The organism is Alcaligenes sp. SJTW-7 (assembly GCF_047716895.1).
GTDB lineage: Bacteria > Pseudomonadota > Gammaproteobacteria > Burkholderiales > Burkholderiaceae_B > Alcaligenes > Alcaligenes ammonioxydans.
The window spans coordinates 2,753,105-2,769,019 of record NZ_CP136682.1 but is presented as its reverse complement, the minus strand read 5'-3'; the positions used below and the strand labels follow the sequence as shown (position 1 = coordinate 2,769,019).

Annotated in this window: 18 protein-coding genes and 1 tRNA gene; 5 read left to right on the top strand and 14 right to left on the bottom strand. The window is 56.5% G+C overall.

Annotated features, from left to right (window positions below):
- Positions 1–45: 45 nt before the first annotated feature.
- Positions 46–810: a Smr/MutS family protein gene (locus tag RSQ48_RS12550; RefSeq protein ID WP_131070793.1), complete on the bottom strand. Its 765-nt coding sequence runs from the start codon at positions 808–810 to the stop codon at positions 46–48.
- Complete coding sequence (trxB, locus tag RSQ48_RS12545) at positions 797–1,753, bottom strand: thioredoxin-disulfide reductase (protein WP_003801097.1); 957 nt, start codon at positions 1,751–1,753, stop codon at positions 797–799. The genes RSQ48_RS12550 and trxB overlap by 14 nt, the downstream gene beginning before the upstream one ends.
- Positions 1,754–1,796: 43 nt before the next feature.
- On the opposite strand from trxB, the gene RSQ48_RS12540 reads away from it, so the two are divergent.
- The 4 genes from RSQ48_RS12540 to serS all read left to right on the top strand — a co-directional run bounded on the left by RSQ48_RS12540 (position 1,797) and on the right by serS (position 7,714).
- Positions 1,797–4,172: a DNA translocase FtsK gene (locus RSQ48_RS12540; RefSeq protein ID WP_039943203.1), complete on the top strand. Its 2,376-nt coding sequence runs from the start codon at positions 1,797–1,799 to the stop codon at positions 4,170–4,172.
- Positions 4,162–4,788: an outer membrane lipoprotein chaperone LolA gene (lolA, locus tag RSQ48_RS12535; protein ID WP_003801094.1), complete on the top strand. Its 627-nt coding sequence runs from the start codon at positions 4,162–4,164 to the stop codon at positions 4,786–4,788. Before RSQ48_RS12540 ends, lolA begins: the two co-directional genes overlap by 11 nt.
- Positions 4,789–4,911: 123 nt before the next feature.
- Positions 4,912–6,225: a replication-associated recombination protein A gene (locus RSQ48_RS12530; RefSeq protein WP_003801092.1), complete on the top strand. Its 1,314-nt coding sequence runs from the start codon at positions 4,912–4,914 to the stop codon at positions 6,223–6,225.
- A gap of 142 nt (positions 6,226–6,367) precedes the next feature.
- Entirely contained in the window at positions 6,368–7,714 is a 1,347-nt protein-coding gene (gene serS / locus RSQ48_RS12525) for a serine--tRNA ligase (RefSeq protein ID WP_415301846.1), read from the top strand.
- An 80-nt stretch (positions 7,715–7,794) separates the two neighbouring features.
- On the opposite strand, the gene RSQ48_RS12520 is transcribed toward serS, so the two are convergent.
- The gene (locus RSQ48_RS12520) at positions 7,795–8,103 is read right to left on the bottom strand and encodes a hypothetical protein (protein WP_003801088.1); all 309 of its coding nucleotides are present in this window, start codon (positions 8,101–8,103) and stop codon (positions 7,795–7,797) included.
- Positions 8,104–8,285: 182 nt separating this feature from the next.
- Positions 8,286–8,696, bottom strand: a complete 411-nt coding sequence (locus RSQ48_RS12515; protein WP_003801086.1) for a hypothetical protein — start codon at positions 8,694–8,696, stop codon at positions 8,286–8,288.
- Between the two features lie 300 nt (positions 8,697–8,996).
- Between RSQ48_RS12515 and RSQ48_RS12510 the strand changes: the two genes are divergently transcribed.
- Positions 8,997–9,086: transfer RNA gene (locus tag RSQ48_RS12510), tRNA-Ser, on the top strand.
- Positions 9,087–9,101: 15 nt separating this feature from the next.
- Here the strand turns inward: RSQ48_RS12510 and RSQ48_RS12505 are convergent.
- From RSQ48_RS12505 to RSQ48_RS12460, 10 genes are all read right to left on the bottom strand, one after another.
- Positions 9,102–10,172: a tyrosine-type recombinase/integrase gene (locus RSQ48_RS12505; RefSeq protein WP_240209370.1), complete on the bottom strand. Its 1,071-nt coding sequence runs from the start codon at positions 10,170–10,172 to the stop codon at positions 9,102–9,104.
- A gap of 291 nt (positions 10,173–10,463) precedes the next feature.
- On the bottom strand, positions 10,464–10,691 hold the full coding sequence (locus tag RSQ48_RS12500; RefSeq protein ID WP_125277579.1) for a hypothetical protein: 228 nt from the start codon (positions 10,689–10,691) through the stop codon (positions 10,464–10,466).
- 104 nt (positions 10,692–10,795) lie between these two features.
- On the bottom strand, positions 10,796–11,095 hold the full coding sequence (locus RSQ48_RS12495) for a hypothetical protein (RefSeq protein ID WP_240209369.1): 300 nt from the start codon (positions 11,093–11,095) through the stop codon (positions 10,796–10,798).
- The gene (locus tag RSQ48_RS12490) at positions 11,088–11,291 is read right to left on the bottom strand and encodes a hypothetical protein (RefSeq protein ID WP_240209368.1); all 204 of its coding nucleotides are present in this window, start codon (positions 11,289–11,291) and stop codon (positions 11,088–11,090) included. The genes RSQ48_RS12495 and RSQ48_RS12490 overlap by 8 nt, the downstream gene beginning before the upstream one ends.
- A gap of 181 nt (positions 11,292–11,472) precedes the next feature.
- The gene (locus RSQ48_RS12485; RefSeq protein ID WP_240209367.1) at positions 11,473–12,087 is read right to left on the bottom strand and encodes a hypothetical protein; all 615 of its coding nucleotides are present in this window, start codon (positions 12,085–12,087) and stop codon (positions 11,473–11,475) included.
- 151 nt (positions 12,088–12,238) lie between these two features.
- Positions 12,239–12,622: a hypothetical protein gene (locus tag RSQ48_RS12480; protein ID WP_415301845.1), complete on the bottom strand. Its 384-nt coding sequence runs from the start codon at positions 12,620–12,622 to the stop codon at positions 12,239–12,241.
- 205 nt (positions 12,623–12,827) lie between these two features.
- Entirely contained in the window at positions 12,828–13,727 is a 900-nt protein-coding gene (locus RSQ48_RS12475) for a recombination-associated protein RdgC (protein WP_240209604.1), read from the bottom strand.
- Positions 13,717–14,826 carry an RNA-directed DNA polymerase gene (locus RSQ48_RS12470; protein ID WP_240209605.1) on the bottom strand — a complete coding sequence of 370 codons (1,110 nt, stop codon included), beginning with the start codon at positions 14,824–14,826 and terminating at the stop codon, positions 13,717–13,719. The genes RSQ48_RS12475 and RSQ48_RS12470 overlap by 11 nt, the downstream gene beginning before the upstream one ends.
- Positions 14,827–14,985: 159 nt before the next feature.
- Positions 14,986–15,447, bottom strand: coding sequence for a four helix bundle protein (locus tag RSQ48_RS12465; RefSeq protein WP_240209606.1), 462 nt, complete (start codon positions 15,445–15,447; stop codon positions 14,986–14,988).
- A 32-nt stretch (positions 15,448–15,479) separates the two neighbouring features.
- The gene (locus tag RSQ48_RS12460) at positions 15,480–15,905 is read right to left on the bottom strand and encodes a DUF1566 domain-containing protein (RefSeq protein ID WP_415301844.1); all 426 of its coding nucleotides are present in this window, start codon (positions 15,903–15,905) and stop codon (positions 15,480–15,482) included.
- Positions 15,906–15,915 lie beyond the last annotated feature (10 nt).

Genomic DNA, 15,915 nt, shown 5'->3' with positions numbered 1-15,915 from the left:
CAGCGAAAGCTGGCCTTTTTTACGTCTCTATCCCACGCAGGACAATCAAACGCCGGGCTCAGTCACAGCCTGCAGCAGGAGTTTGACAGCGCCCTGCCCCCCTTCATTGGGGGCACATTCAACATAAGCCAGAACGTCGGGCAATTGGGTCAGCCAGCGACGCACCGCATGGCGTAAAACGGGTTCCCCATTGCGCGAGCCATAGCCCGTGCCATGGACAATGCGTACACAGCGCAGGCCATGTTCCAGACAGGAACGCAAGAAATTGTCCAGTCGTTCGCGGGCCTGCTCTACATCCGAGCCATGCAAATCCAGACTGGATTCGATGGGCCAACGATTGCGTTCCAGATCGCGCAAGACATCGGGGCCACAGCCCGCACGCAGGTGCCGGATATCATTGCTCTCAACCTGTGCGCTGACATACAGGTCAGAGGCCTGCGGCAGGGCAGGGGTAGAAGCGGGCGCGCCCACTGCGTGGCGGCGACGCTGCTCCAATTGCTCCGGGCTGGCTGCGGGGCGATTGGCGATCAGGCGTTGGCCGCGCTTTTTCAAGGGCGCCACATCGCGCAGGGACTGGCGCAGCCAGGCTCTGTCGCTGGGGTCCAGTAAAGAAACTTGATCTTGGACTCCCGTGCTGGCAAGGGCTGCTCGTCGGGCTGGCTTGCCACCCGGGTCGGGCGGGCGCGGGCGCTTGCGGGCTTGAGGACGGGCGGGGGCTGGAGGCGGATTGAGATCCTGGCGGACCTGACCTTGCAACTTCTTCAGGTCTGCCAGGCTACGGCCCACGGCTTTGGGTTTATTGGTTTTCATCCAACCAGCGCTGTGCGTCCAGGGCGGCCATGCAACCGCTGGCTGCACTGGTAATGGCCTGACGATAGATATTGTCTTGTACATCACCCGCTGCAAATACGCCCGGAACGGAAGTCATGGTTGCCATGCCTTGCAGACCACTGCGCGTAGTGATGTAGCCGTCGTGCATATCCAGCTTGCCTTCGAAGATACCGGTATTGGGCTTGTGGCCAATGGCGATGAATACGCCGGTCACTGCCAGGTCTTCCGTGGCTTGAGTCTGATTGTTGATGATGCGAGCACCTGTCACGCCGGATGCATCACCCAGTACTTCCTGCAGTTCGCTGTGCAGTTTCAGACGGATGTTGCCGTTCTGGACGCGATCCATCAGCTTGTCGGTCAGGATGGGTTCGGAGCGGAAGGTATCGCGACGGTGAATCAGCGTCACGGTTTTGCAGATATTGGACAGGTACAGAGCCTCTTCAACGGCCGTGTTACCACCTCCGACCACAGCCACGTCCTGATTCTTGTAGAAGAAACCGTCACAGGTTGCGCAACCGGACACACCACGGCCCATGAACTCCTGTTCTGTTGGCAAGCCCAGGTACTGAGCCGATGCGCCTGTCGCAATGATCAGCGCATCGCAGGTGTAGACTGTGCCACTATCGCCGTGCAGGGTCAGGGGGCGGGTGGAGAGATCGACCGAGGACACCATGTCAAAGATTAATTCTGTTTCGAATCGTTCTGCATGAGCCTGGAAACGTGCCATAAGATCAGGTCCCTGGACGCCCTGGGCATCGGCCGGCCAGTTGTCTACATCCGTGGTGGTCATCAGTTGGCCACCTTGCTCCATGCCAGTGACCAAGACAGGCTTGAGGTTGGCGCGGGCGGCGTAGATCGCTGCGGTATAGCCGGCCGGGCCTGAGCCCAGAATGAGTACTTTTGCGTGCTTAGTAGTCGACATCACAGAAAATCCGAAAAAGACGATCTCCAATTATAATGAGTCCATGGCAAGAATACCTGCAACATCCCCTCGTTCGTCCCGGTCATCCAAAAATGTGCGCAATGGGCCTTCTGCCTTGCAGCAGCGCCTGACAGGATTGCTGCGCGAAGCACGGTGGATCATCTTCGCTGCACTGGCAGCCTGGCTAGGTCTGGTACTGGCAACCTGGGACCCGGGTGATCCCGGCTGGTCGCACTCTGTGCATTCCGGCCTTACACAAAATGGCGGGGGCATCTTTGGTGCCCACATCGCCGATTTTCTATTGTTTCTTTTCGGGCTGACGTCCTGGCTTTGGGTTGTGCTGCTGGTGCAACGCGTTGCCGTGGGTTTTTACCGGCTGACTGCGTTACTTTTGCCCAGCACCAAGAACGAGGACGTGTTGCCCCGAGTGCGATGGGAAACGGGTATCGGGTTTTTCTTTCTGTTTCTGGGCAGCATGGGCCTGGAATCACTCTTTTTTAAAGAGCTAGGCCAGCAGTGGCAGCTTCCGGCTGGCGCTGGCGGGCAGTTGGGCCAATTATTATCGCAACTGTTGGTAACGTCGATAGGCTTTGGTGGTGCTACGTTGGTGCTGATGGGCCTGCTTGCCGGCGGGGCCAGTTTGTTCTTCGGTTTTTCCTGGTTGACGCTGGCGGAACGTCTGGGCGGCTTGATTGAAGGGGCGATTGCCCGGCTCATGACATTTTGGTCGGCCCGTCAGGATCGGCGTGTGGGCGAGGTCAAACGTGCCGAGCGTACGGAAAGCGTCGTGGCCAAGCAGGAACAACTGGTTCATGAGCAGCCTGTTCGGATCGAGCCCGCTTTTGTAGCCGTGCCCAAATCCGAACGTGTCGAGAAAGAAAAGCAGCAAACCTTGTTCAAGGCACCCCGTCAGGCGGGCGAGGTGAGTGATTTACCCCCACTGTCCTTATTGGACCCGGCCGCTGACAATGTGGAGACCGTATCGCCAGAGACCATTGAGTTCACTTCGCGGCTGATCGAAAAGAAGCTGTCGGATTTTGGCGTGGCAGTAACGGTGGTGGCTGCCCAGGCCGGTCCGGTTATTACACGCTACGAGATCGAGCCAGCCACGGGCGTGAAGGGCAGCCAGATCGTGAATCTGGCCAAAGACCTGGCCCGCGCCTTGAGTCTGGTCAGCATCCGGGTGGTGGAAACCATTCCCGGTAAGAACCTGATGGGGCTGGAGCTACCCAACCCTCGTCGTCAAATGGTGCGTCTGGAGGAAATCGTCGGATCGCAGACCTATCACAGCAGTGCATCCCTGCTGACCATGGCGTTGGGCAAGGATATTGCCGGCAAGCCTGTGGTGGCAGATTTGGCCAAAATGCCTCACCTGCTGGTGGCGGGTACGACGGGCTCCGGTAAGTCTGTCGGGATTAATGCCATGATTTTGTCGTTGCTGTACAAGGCAGACCCGGCCGATGTGCGCCTGATCCTGATCGATCCCAAGATGCTGGAAATGAGTGTCTATGAAGGGATTCCTCATTTGCTGGCGCCGGTGGTCACGGATATGCGTCTGGCGTCCAACGCCTTGAACTGGTGTGTGGCGGAGATGGAAAAACGCTACCGCTTGATGAGCAAGCTGGGCGTGCGCAATCTGGCCGGTTACAACGCCAAGATACGCGAAGCGCAAAAGCGTGAAGAGCCTATCCCCAATCCTTTCTCCTTGACGCCGGATGCTCCCGAGCCACTGTCCGTTCTGCCCATGATTGTCGTCATTATTGACGAGCTGGCTGACCTGATGATGGTGCAAGGCAAGAAGATCGAAGAGTTGATTGCCCGTTTGGCTCAGAAGGCCCGTGCGGCCGGTATTCACTTGATTCTGGCTACACAGCGTCCTAGTGTGGATGTGATTACGGGTCTGATTAAGGCGAACATTCCTACCCGTATCGCTTTTCAGGTGTCCTCCAAGATCGACTCGCGCACCATTTTGGATCAGATGGGTGCGGAAACCTTGCTTGGACAGGGCGATATGCTGTATCTGCCTCCTGGCACCGGTTTGCCCAAACGTGTACACGGTGCATTTGTCAGCGATGACGAGGTTCACCGGGTGGTCGAGCATCTGAAAGAACATGGTGAGCCCGATTACATTGAAGGTTTGCTGGAAGGCGCCATCGAAGGAGAGTCGGGCGAGGGCGTCAATCCCATAACGGGCATGGCGGATGCGGAAGCCGATCCCTTGTACGACCAGGCTGTTCAGGTCATTATCAAAAATCGTCGCGCTTCGATTTCCTCGGTACAGCGTCATTTACGTATCGGTTATAACCGGGCAGCACGGCTGCTGGAACAAATGGAGCAGGCGGGGCTGGTATCGGCCATGCAGCCCAATGGTAACCGTGAAATTCTGGTCCCCGCAGGAGGTGCCAAAGATGAAGATTAAGACATTGTTGGCCAGCATGTTGCTGGCTGCCACACCTGCCTTGACCCTGGCCGCATCGGGCGGCGAGCAATTGCGCTCCTTTGTGCAGGATGTACGTGCCGCCAAGGGAGAGTTCTCTCAGCGCACCGTAGACAGCAACGGCCAATCCAAAGGTGCGCCGCAGTCAGGGCAGTTCGTGTTTCAGCGTCCGGGCCAGTTCAAGTGGCATGTGCAGCGCCCTTATGAGCAGTTGATCGTGTCGGACGGCAAGGTACTGTATCAATACGACCCGGATCTGGCACAGGTCACCGAGCGTGGAGTGGATCAGTCTATTGGCGCTTCGCCTGCCGCTATATTGTTTGGTACTGGCAATCTGGAAGATTCGTTCCGACTGGTCGAGCAGGCGTCGCGGGATGGGATGGAGTGGATACGAGCCACGCCTTTGCAAACTGATGCTGGCTTTTCCTATGTGGATATTGGCTTCAAGGGCAGTGAGCCTCGTCGTCTTGAGTTGCAGGACTCATTTGGGCAGACCACCTATATTGATTTCACCGCTCTGGAACCCAACCCCCGTATTAGCGCCAGCACGTTTACTTTCAAAGCTCCCGCCGGCGTGGATGTGGTGTCCATGCCCTAAGGCGTTGTGGCTCTGGTGCCAAGACAGTCAGAGCCAGCGTGCCGTTCGCTTTAGTACCACACGTTTTCAATATAGACCTGGTCTGCTTGGCCAGGTCTTGCCATTTTAGGAAGGGCGATCGCCATGCGTGATTTGTTCGCTCAGGAACCCGCCGCACCCTTGGCCGAAGCACTGCGCCCCAAAACACTGGATCAAGTAGTAGGGCAGTCCCATTTGCTGGGCGAGGGCAAGCCCTTGCGCTTGGCGTTTCAGTCTGGCAAACCCCACTCCATGATTTTCTGGGGGCCACCGGGTGTTGGTAAAACCACTTTGGCTCGTTTGACGGCCAGTGCGTTTGAGTGCGAGTTCATTGCCTTGTCGGCCGTTTTTTCGGGCGTGAAGGATATTCGTGCCGCCATGGAGCAAGCCCAGCACAACCTGACCATGGGCAAGCACACCATCCTGTTTGTGGACGAGATTCATCGCTTCAACAAGTCCCAGCAGGATGCACTGCTACCCTATGCCGAGAGCGGCTTGGTGACCTTTATTGGTGCCACGACGGAAAACCCCTCGTTTGAGGTCAATTCGGCCTTGCTGTCGCGGGCGCAAGTGTATGTACTTAAATCCCTGACGGATGATGAACTTAAACGGCTGCTGCGCCGCGTACAGGAGCAAAACGCGCTGGAGGGTCTGGAGTTTGAGGATCAAGCTGTTGATACCTTGATCGGCTATGCCGACGGCGATGCGCGACGTTTTTTGAACCTGCTCGAGCAGACCAATACAGCTGCCAAGACCTCGGGCACCGAGCTGGTTACCACAGACTTTTTGCAAAACGCCTTGACCTTGAACTCCCGACGCTTTGACAAGGGCGGCGATAATTTCTATGACCAGATTTCTGCTTTGCATAAATCGGTGCGTGGTTCCAACCCGGATGCGGCTTTGTATTGGCTCACTCGGATGCTGGACGGCGGGGCGGATGCCCGTTATTTGTCGCGTCGTATCATTCGCATGGCTTGGGAGGATATCGGTCTGGCCGATCCGCGCGCCATGCAAATTGCTAACGATGCTGCCTTGACCTTCGAGCGGCTGGGCAGCCCCGAAGGCGAACTGGCCCTGGGACAGGCAGTCATCTATCTGGCCATCGCTCCCAAGAGCAATGCGGGGTATAAGGCCTACAACCAGGCTCGCGCCTTTGTAAAGCAGGATAAGAGCCGTGAAGTACCCGTGCATTTGCGCAACGCGCCGACCAAGCTGATGAAAGAGCTGGGCCACGGTCATGCGTATCGCTATGCTCACGACGAGCCCAATGCCTACGCGGCGGGCGAGACCTACCTGCCGGACGGCATTCCCGACCCCCATTGGTATCAGCCAGTACCTCGCGGTCTGGAAATCAAGATTGCTGAAAAAATGGAACGCCTGCGTCAACTGGACGAGCAGGCCGGTAAAAAAGACACTTAAGACAGGACGGGCGCTTGCTGGGCATGTCACCCCCGTATTTCCCGATATCCCGCTACTGCGTGCGCTGTGCTGCGCTTGTGGTGGCTTGCGGTTAAAATCACCACATCAATCGGGATTGAACCATCACCTATATGGCTATTAAATGTTAGATCTGAACCAATTACGCAAAGACTTGGAGCCGCTGGTACAGGGCTTGGCGAAACGTGGCGTGCAATTTGACACCGAGCGTTTCCAGCAGCTGGAAGCCCGCCGCAAAGCGGTGCAGGTGGAAACAGAAACTCTGCAGGCCGAGCGCAATGCACTGGCCAAACGTATTGGTCAGCTCAAGTCCAAGGGCGAAGACGCTAGCGAGGCATTGGCTCAATCCCAGCAAATCCCAGTGCGTTTGAAGCAGCTGGAGCAGGATCTGTCCCAAGTACAGGCCGAGCTGTCCTCCTGGTTCGCCACAATTCCCAACCTGCCGCACGAAAGCGTGCCGGTGGGCGAGTCCGAAGAAGACAACGTCGAAGTGCGCCGTTGGATTCCCGGCCCTAAAGATGAACAGGGCAAGCCCGCGCACATCACCTTTGAGCCGCGCGATCACGTGGATCTGGGTGAAAAGCTGGGCCTGGATTTTGAGTCGGCTCGTAAGCTGGCGGGTGCCCGTTTCATGGTCTTGCGTGGCCCTCTGGCCCGTTTGCACCGTGCGCTGGCTCAGTTCATGCTGGACACGCAAGTGCAAGAGCATGGTTACACCGAATGCTATACCCCCTACATCGTGAACGCCTCCACCTTGTACGGTACTGGCCAGTTGCCCAAGTTCAAGGATGATATGTTCTGGGTCACCAAGGGTGGTCAGGACAATGAGCCAGCCGAGCCGGCCGAATCCAAGCCCGAAGACCTGTACTTGATCTCCACCTCCGAGATCAGTTTGACGGGCATGGTGCGCGACGAGATTCTGGCTGGTGATGCGTTGCCCATGCGTCTGACTGCTCACTCGCCTTGCTTCCGTTCGGAGGCCGGTAGCGGTGGCCGGGACACCCGCGGTGTGATTCGTCAGCACCAGTTCGACAAAGTAGAAATGGTGCAGATTGTCCACCCTGAAAAATCTTACGAGGCGCTGGAGGCTATGGTCGGCCACGCTGAACACGTGCTGCAGGCTCTGGAGCTGCCTTACCGTGTGGTGCAGCTCTGTACGGGCGACATGGGCTTTTCGGCGGCCAAAACCTATGATCTGGAGGTGTGGTTGCCCGCACAGGATACGTTCCGCGAGATTTCTTCGGTCTCGAACTGCGAAGCTTTCCAGGCTCGTCGCTTGCAAGCGCGTTTTCGTGCTGACAGCAAGGCTCGCCCCGAGTTTGTGCACACATTGAACGGGTCGGGTCTGGCGGTGGGACGCGCCTTGGTGGCGGTGCTGGAAAATCACCAGCAAGAAGATGGCAGCGTGATTGTGCCCAAGGTTCTGCGCCCCTACATGGGTGGTCTGGAACGTCTGGTGCCTGCGCAGTAAAGCGGCTGTCTTAAAAGAGAAAGGGCTGATGACCGTTGTGGTCCTCAGCCCTTTTTTATGCTTGGCTCCGTTCAGATGGGTCAGTCATCATCCCAGTAGCGCTCCTGATGCTTGCGCCAGCGTTTGTGAGCCCGCCGTTGTTCTTTGCGCCACTCTTTGCTGCCGCGTCCATACTCCACGTAGCCGGGACGATAGACGTAACGGGGTGGATGGTAAACCACTGGCGGGGGCGCGACATAAACCGGGCGCTCCACAACACGTGCGGGTGGGTAGAAGATGGGCCCGTAGCCAATCCCGGGAATACCAACATTGATGTCCACATTCACACCGCCCGCAAAGGCGGTGCTGGTGCTCAAGGCCATCAAACTGGCGAACAGTAGTTTTTTCATATGCTGCACCTCACGTGACTCTAGCTGCAGCGATTGTTGCCCGGATTTGCAGGCTCAAACGTTAGGCAAACCTGCCAAAGCACTTCCAAAAGCAACATGACTCGTATGAGCTATGCTCAGGATTTACCTTTCTTAACAACTATTTCCCCTGTCCGGATGGACAGGGGAGCCATGCAGTCGGGTCAGAAGGTGTGCCGTTCAACCTGACGGTGACGGACCGGGCGGCGATTGTGGTTCGCGTGCAGTTGTTGAGCGTGCGCGGAATCACTCTGTTTATGCAGATGCGGGGTCAGGCGAGTTTTACGCTGTGGGGGTTCCGCACGGGGCTTGGAGTTGATCTCCAGAAACCAGAGGCACAGGCCGGCCCAGAAAAATAGCGATAGGATATTGACCAGCCCACCTCGCAAGGAGGCGTAGCCCGTCGCTTCCGAGGCCTGGATACGAAGTACGTCTGACAGATATGGAACAGAGCCCAATGTCTCCACTACTAGACTGCCTGGAATTCGGAAAGCCCAGCGCAAGGTCTGGAGGATTTCATTCAGGCTGTACAGGCCATCGCCGTTGGCATCAATAATCCATTGGAAGGTTTGCATGACAATTCCTTTTATCAAGTCCAGTGTTTTGCACTGGAATTACAAGGACTGCCGGAGAAAAGGCAGGGCTGCGATGCATCAATGTGTGATTCCAATATAGGCCCGCCTACCAGAGCAAACAAGCAAAACAGTCGAAAATAAAGGGTAAACCCTTGATCGAAAAGAATACTTTGGGTTCTGAGGCAGGTTCCGCCGACTGACCGTGCGCGTGGAACGAGGCACTCTACACGGTTAGTGCTTGTCAAAACGCATTCTTTCATCTATATTTATGGGCTTGCTTGTAACCATATAAGCAATCGCGGACAGGTGGCAGAGTGGTCGAATGTACCTGACTCGAAATCAGGCGTACGTGCAAGCGTACCGTGGGTTCGAATCCCACCCTGTCCGCCACTTCTTCTTTGAAGATCAATAGTTTACGGCAACTAGGGCGCAATCCTTGTTGCCGTTTTCTTTTTCTTCTTCCTGCGCTTGTGACCAAAACGTGACTGTGCTCGCGTGGGCTGCCAAGTGACTTGGGGCCAGGTGTGCATACTTCTGCACCATCTCAATGGTCTCCCATCCTCCCAATTCTTTCAGCACCATAAGCGGAGTCCCGCCTTGTACGTGCCAGCTGGCCCAAGTGTGACGAATGTCGTGAAAGCGGAAGTCTTCAATCCCAGCTTCAGTGCATGCCCTGATAAACATCCGGTCATCACCACCACGAATTTGTTTGCCGTTGCGTGACAGTACATAGCGCGGATGGCTGCCTTTCCTGCGACGAATTACTGTCAGGGCATCATCGTTAAGCGGGATACTTCGGGCACGGCCAGATTTCGTTTGATCGTTGCCGACCCAAGCTGTATGCGCCCGCTCGTTCACCTGAGTCCATTCCATCCCATACAATTCAGCTTCACGCATGCCGGTCGCAAAACCAAGTATGCATGCATCTTGTAGCCATGGTTGAGGTATGCGGCTAATGAGCATCATTGCCTCTGGGCGCGTAATCCATCGGATTCGCTTCTTTGGCTCCACAAAGTTCGGGAGTTTCGGTGCGTGGTGAATCCAGCCCCAGGTAACGCACATGTTGAGCATGCTGCGGATGGTGGCCAAGTAACGATTCTTGGTGGCAGGCGAAAGGGGCTGCGCTCCTTGATGCTTGTAGGTCTTGTGTGTAGGCAGGCCGTCAAATATGAGGTCTGCCGTTATTTCACTTACCGTCAAATGCCCCAGGTACTGACGCCAATAGGCTATGTATCGGACTTTCGAGTCATAGTCAGATTGGTCCTCATGGGCTGACAGAAAGCGCAACGCTGCCTCGCTATATGAGCGAGGCTTTTGTTCACCAAGTTTATGTTGTCGCCAGAGCTGGGCTTTCAGGCGGTCGTGGTATTCCTGCGCGGCCTTTTTGTCCGCTGTGCCAGTAGAGTGTCTAATTCTCTCTCCGCTCGGCGCATAGAAATCGACGTGCCAGATACCTTGACGTTGTCGGATTGACATTGTGTTCTCCTGTCACCGACCGACGCTATCCGAGTGACGTTGTAATTCGGTTGGGTGATCTTTGCAAGTTGAGATGGCCAGACCCGCCAGATCCGGCTATCTGGTAGCCGGAAGGCAAGTTTGTGTCGTCGCTGCCAAATCGTTTGATATGAAACGCCAAGTCTCTCGGCTGCTTCCTTTAATGAAATCGCTGATTCATTCATGCGACCTCCCATGAAAAACCCGCCACGGGGGCGGGTAGATTCCAATCTTTGGCCGTTTTGGCCAGGACTTCCATAATTCGATCTTGCATTAGCGGGCCTGTCGAAACTCCCGTAGGAACCGCTGGCGGAACTGCTCTGTATCCAGCTCTGTGTTACGTACTGCAGTGTTCTCTGGGTTGTTCATCCAATTCCACATGGCGGTACTGAGTAGCTGGGCTGCCGTGATCTGCTTTTGCAGGCTCTCGATTTCGCACGCCACGCAGGTTCGACCGCGATGCACCTGGGCTTCACTGTGTTTCTCACAGCTGTAGTTCATGTCTTTTTCCTGATCAAAAAATTAAAGGGGCAGGCTGTCCAGCCATTTGAGGAACAGCTCCCAGAGTGTTTTGCGTCCGGCTTCAGCAGCCTCGGGCGAAATGCTCATGCGCCAGGCTCCTTGGCTGCCGGCGCCTGGCGCAGCATCCGCAGCAGGGCAGTGCGGTACTGCCCCAGGCTTTGGTACGAGATAGCGGACGCATCGCAGGCGACGAAGGCCTCAATGTTGGCCAAGGTTCTTTGGTGTTGGTCGATCCGGTTCGCAGCTTCGAGCATGATTGCTGTAGGCAGGACCACACCCTCGGCAGGCCCACTAAAGTCCCGCCATCCAAACTCTGGCTCTCCATTGGCCTGGATCGGTCCCATTGGATACTTGCAACGCAAGCGGTGGGTGAGGTCATCCATGGGCAGCCTCCTTATGTGCTGTTCTGACTGCGCTGGCGATTTCTTCCGCGCTTTCTTGGGCCTCAATCGTTCTTCCGTCGAACGTCTTCACATAGGCCCCTATCTTGTGCCAGTTTGGGCCTGCCTGAGCGACCCGGGCAATTGCGTCTAGGTGCAGGTAATGACGCCGCCCGTTCATGTCGGTGATTTGAATCATTGGTCTTGCTCCTGGCAGTCAAAGTCACACAATAGCCCTGCCAGCCTGCTGACCTGTTGGGCCAGTAGAGCCACTCTGTCCTGCTCATTTAAAACGGGCATTACCACGAAATCGACGCCCGCCTTCGCCAGATCCTGCGCCGTAATCAACGATTTCCGCAGATCAGCGGGGGCTGCTCTTTTCATGCCTGCTCCCTACGGGCTGCGTCTATAGCGGCGTCCCATTCTGCAGCGGTCGGGCGCCTGCTCACTCCTACGCTTGTTGGTAGGTTGTCAGCCACCAAGCGGATAAAGTCGTCCTCAGCGGTTTTCCCCGTGATCAGCGCGTCGCGCCATGCCTGGTATCGCTCCGCATCTACCTTGTCGGTGTCCTGCTGCGCCTGTAGGGCTTCAATCACCTTACGCAGCGCTTCAATCTCTGCATCCCTTGCTGGGATACCTGCCATCACATCATCGAGCGTTTGTTGTGTGAGGTCTGGCTGGGCGGCAACGGGGGCGGCTGCGAATGCTTCGATTTCGTCGTAGCGCGTGTTATTCGGATCAATAACTAGGGATTGGTCATCAACCAGCTTGACACCCAGCCCCTCCACGCAATCGACCAACCAGCCTCCGGCGTCGTGGTCGAATCGCTCGCAGACGAAATCCTCACCGTCAAACTCAGCCAGCGTGTAACTGTCGTATGGGCCGCCGTAGGTGGGAACCATTTCCCCGGTTTTGTGATGCTCAATCCACATGAATAACGGGCGCTGAGTGATGGGGCATTTCTCTGGCGCCCATGGCTTGGCTGCTTCACTCATCGATGTTTCTCCTTCAATTGCGGGTAGTTCGGGTTGGGGGCGGCTTTTGATGTCACCGGGATGAATGCGCGTGTGCCGTATACCTGGGCGGCTCGGTCGAGGTTGAACGCTTCTTGCGGGGTGGACCGCGCCTGGTTGTGTGGGTGGGGGTTCATGCAGCCTCCTTGCGTCGGCGTGCCCCTGGATACTCGGGGTGAGGCTTGTACTTGGTGGGAGTGATCACATTCGCAAGCAGCGTTTTCCATACGTCCTTGGTGTTGGGCACCGCAAGCAGCTCCGACACCGGCATATCTAAGGTCACTCCATCAAAGTCTCTTGGGTTTCCTGGGCGGGCCAGTGATTCAACAATTGCAACGGGCACGGCAATGTTGCTTCCTGTGTTGTAGTAATCGAGATGCGCCATGATCCGATCATTCGAGTACCGGCCTGCGCGGGACAAACGCCAGCGGTAGCCCTTGTCATCTTCTGCCCAAAGGGTGATATACCGGTGCTCGCGCAATGTGTGCATTACGCTGATTACGATGTAGTCGGGCACTGTCTGGCCTCCCATCCGTTCTCACCCCAGGCCACACAGCTGAAATCAAGCTCATGGCACAGGGATGCATATCCGTTATTGAAATGACCGTGATGCTTGGATTTGTGCAGCAGAATCCGAGGCGTGGGGTCATGGCGAAGGGTAAAAAATTGCCCCGGTGCGATGTGTCGAAGGCGGGGCAGGGGTTTGTTGCAGTAGGCGCGGCTCATGATGACCGCTCACCACCCAGCGTCACGACCAGATCGCTGATCATCTTGGCCAGCTCGGAGGTCATCAAGGTCATGTCAGCATCAAAGATTTCGTCATCGTTGACGGCTGCCACGTCCTGCTTTTCAGTCAAGATATCCAGCGGGGCAACGCGTTTGACGTCCAGCGCATCGGTCAGCACAAAGCTGATGCGATCTGCCCAGGTCATGGCCAAACGGGTGCATTGCTTGCCGGCTTCAACGTGCTTGCGCACTTCGTCAATGTCGGCGCTTTGCTTCATGTAGCGCACAACAGCACCGCTGTCGCCGGTAGAGCGCAGTTCGGTATCCTGGTCCACGGTAAAGTTGGTTAGTTGCTCCTCGTCCACCAGCCAGGAGGTCATGGCGGCACCGGGCGATTGCTCGGTGTACAGAGGCTGCACGGGGAAGGGCTCCACGCTCTTGGCAAACAGACCCAGCACCTCATCACTCTTAGCCACGGCAGCCGCATCAATTACAAACCAATGGTTTCGTGTTTCGATCCACACCATTGTGTCGCGCTGCACAGCATGAGAGCGGGGCATCAAGTCGATGATGATCTGCTCTTTGATTTCCTTCATTTGCTTTCGGCCTGGCTTGTAGCCTTGCTGTTCTTCGATTTCGCGGGCCTTTTCGCGGGCCGCCTGGTTGACCACAGCGCTCGGCAGCAATTTCTTTTCAGCGCGTAGGCAGATCAGATACTGCCCATTCACTTCATGCACCAGCTCACCACCTTCACGCGGCGGCACCCAGCCAAGGCTCAGCGGTTCTTGGCTACCGCCAGGGGCAAACTGATGCTTGGCCAACATCGCGGCCAGTGCTTGGGCTGAGACCTCAAATTGACGGTCCAGGCGGAAGATACGCAAGTTTTTAAACCACATTGTTTTCTCCATGTTTTTGATATGCCTTGGTTGCATCCCAGGCGATTGAGTGCCCGCGCTTCCGAGCGGCGGCGCTCACTATTGCTCGGTCCCGGTATCCATTGGTGTGGCGCATGAGCCCCAGATAGCTGTTGATTGTTTCCAGTGACTTATCAACTGGCACGGTTTCTATCCGGTTTAGCGCGGTACGCACCGAGCGACGGCGCACCTGCCGCCGCCAGGGCTTGATTACGTGTCCAGCGAAGTCCACGCCTCTGGCGATGGGCTGAAGGATTGTCTTTGTTGGGTTGAGTTTCAGGCCCAGGGTGGGCAGATACTCAATGATGCTTGCCAGTGCGCCATTCAGCCACTGCGGCGAGTCGTGCAGCAGAATGAAGTCATCGACATAACGCACATAGTGTTTGCATCGAATGCGGTGTTTGACATGCTGGTCCAGGCCATCGAGTAGCACGTTCGCAAAGAACTGGCTGCTCAAGTTGCCGATGGGTAGGCCGTGATACTGTGGGGCAGTCATCAAGCGTTTGTGTGGCGGTACGAGCTGTAGGAGCGCTTGCTCCCCGCGTATCTCCACGTTGTTGCGTGGGTCGTGGAACAGGATCAGCTTCGCCAGCATGCGCCACCAGCGTTCCGGAATATGTTTGGCGAGCATTGGCCAGACCACACGTTTGTCGATGCTGACAAAGAAGTTGGCCAGGTCGCATTTCAGGTAAAAACCCGGCTTACTCCAGTTCTGCGTCTGGCTCCTGATCTTGGTTTCCAGCCGTTGGGCGGCGTACAGGGTGCCACGGCCAGGGATGCAGGCGCTGGAGTCAGCAATAAAGCGCCGGTAAAACCGCTCGGAGATTTGGTTATAGAGCAGGTGGTGCACAATCCGATCACGGAAATCAGCCGCCCAGACCTCGCGGGGCTTGGGCCGCGTAATCACAAAGCAGATGGACCGGCCTGGACTGTAAGCCCCAGTCACCAGATCATCATGCAGGGCCAGCAAGTTGCGCTCTAGATCCTGTTCAAACATAAGGGCGCTTGCTGTGTTGCGTTTTAAGCGTCGGCAGGAGAAATACGCCTGCACCAGCAACTCGAACGAATAGCCAGTACCCATAGAAGCTCTCGGTTCAGTTTGCGGAAAGGGCGGACACGGAACTCGTTGTTACGATTGTTGTTGTTCACGTTTCCGTTCTCGAAATCGACCGCCCAGGTTCATTCGAGCTATTCACATCAGCCCAGCGAGACTTTGGCTCATTGGGCAGACTGCGCAGGATCACTCCGACTGCTGCCGTCGATATCCTTGTTGCGCCTGGCGGTGGGCTTGTGAACCAGCGGCTCGACCAGATTGAGAGGCGCGTTGTCCGGTCTGCCGTGGCAAACCGGCGTCAAGCGCACGTTCCGAGTGTTTCTGCCATCCGGTAGCTTGCTTGCCTACGCTATCCGTGAGGGCGATGGCTTGGGCATACTGCCCGCGTGAAATAAGGCGCAGGTCCACGGACAGCCGCAATGACAGATTCACCGCTTCAACCTCCTGGCGCATTTTGCGCAGAATGTCGGCCCGCTCGTCTGAGGTGTTTGCCTCATAAACCCGCATGACCAGATCCATGCAGCGGCGGCGCAGTTCCGAGCCGAAATCCGCTTTGTAGTTCCTGGGCATGTTGGAGACCAGCTGCGTGACTAGCTGGCACAGTGAGTAAGTGGCTTTATATATTGCGGTGTCTGTGTGGAGTGCCATGCCTTTACTGCGGGCTGAGGCCCGCTAAATGATTAAATGGATGAAGCGACAATGCTGCGGAAAGGGCGGACACGGAACTCGCCGCCACGATTGGTGATGGTCACGTGTCCGTGCTCGAAATCGACCGCCCAGGGCCAGTCATGGTGTTCAGAGCGGGACCAGTAAACGCTGTCCCAGCCCTCGCGCACGAACTGCTCTGGTGCATTGATGTAGGCCAGCATCAGATCCTCTTGTTCTGGCGCTCGCCAGTCAGCGTGACCGTTAATCTCGCCAACGCCAGCTACTGCCTTGTCCACGTTCTTGAACTCGACCTTTTCAATGTCGGATTCAATGCCAGCGGCGACGATGATGTGGTGGGCCGCGCCGTCAATCAGGCGCTGGCCGATGTAGATGCCGCCTTGCTCGGGCCAGATTTGCCCGATTGTTGGGACGCGGGAAATGGTTTCAGTGGTGCTCATTGGGTGGCTC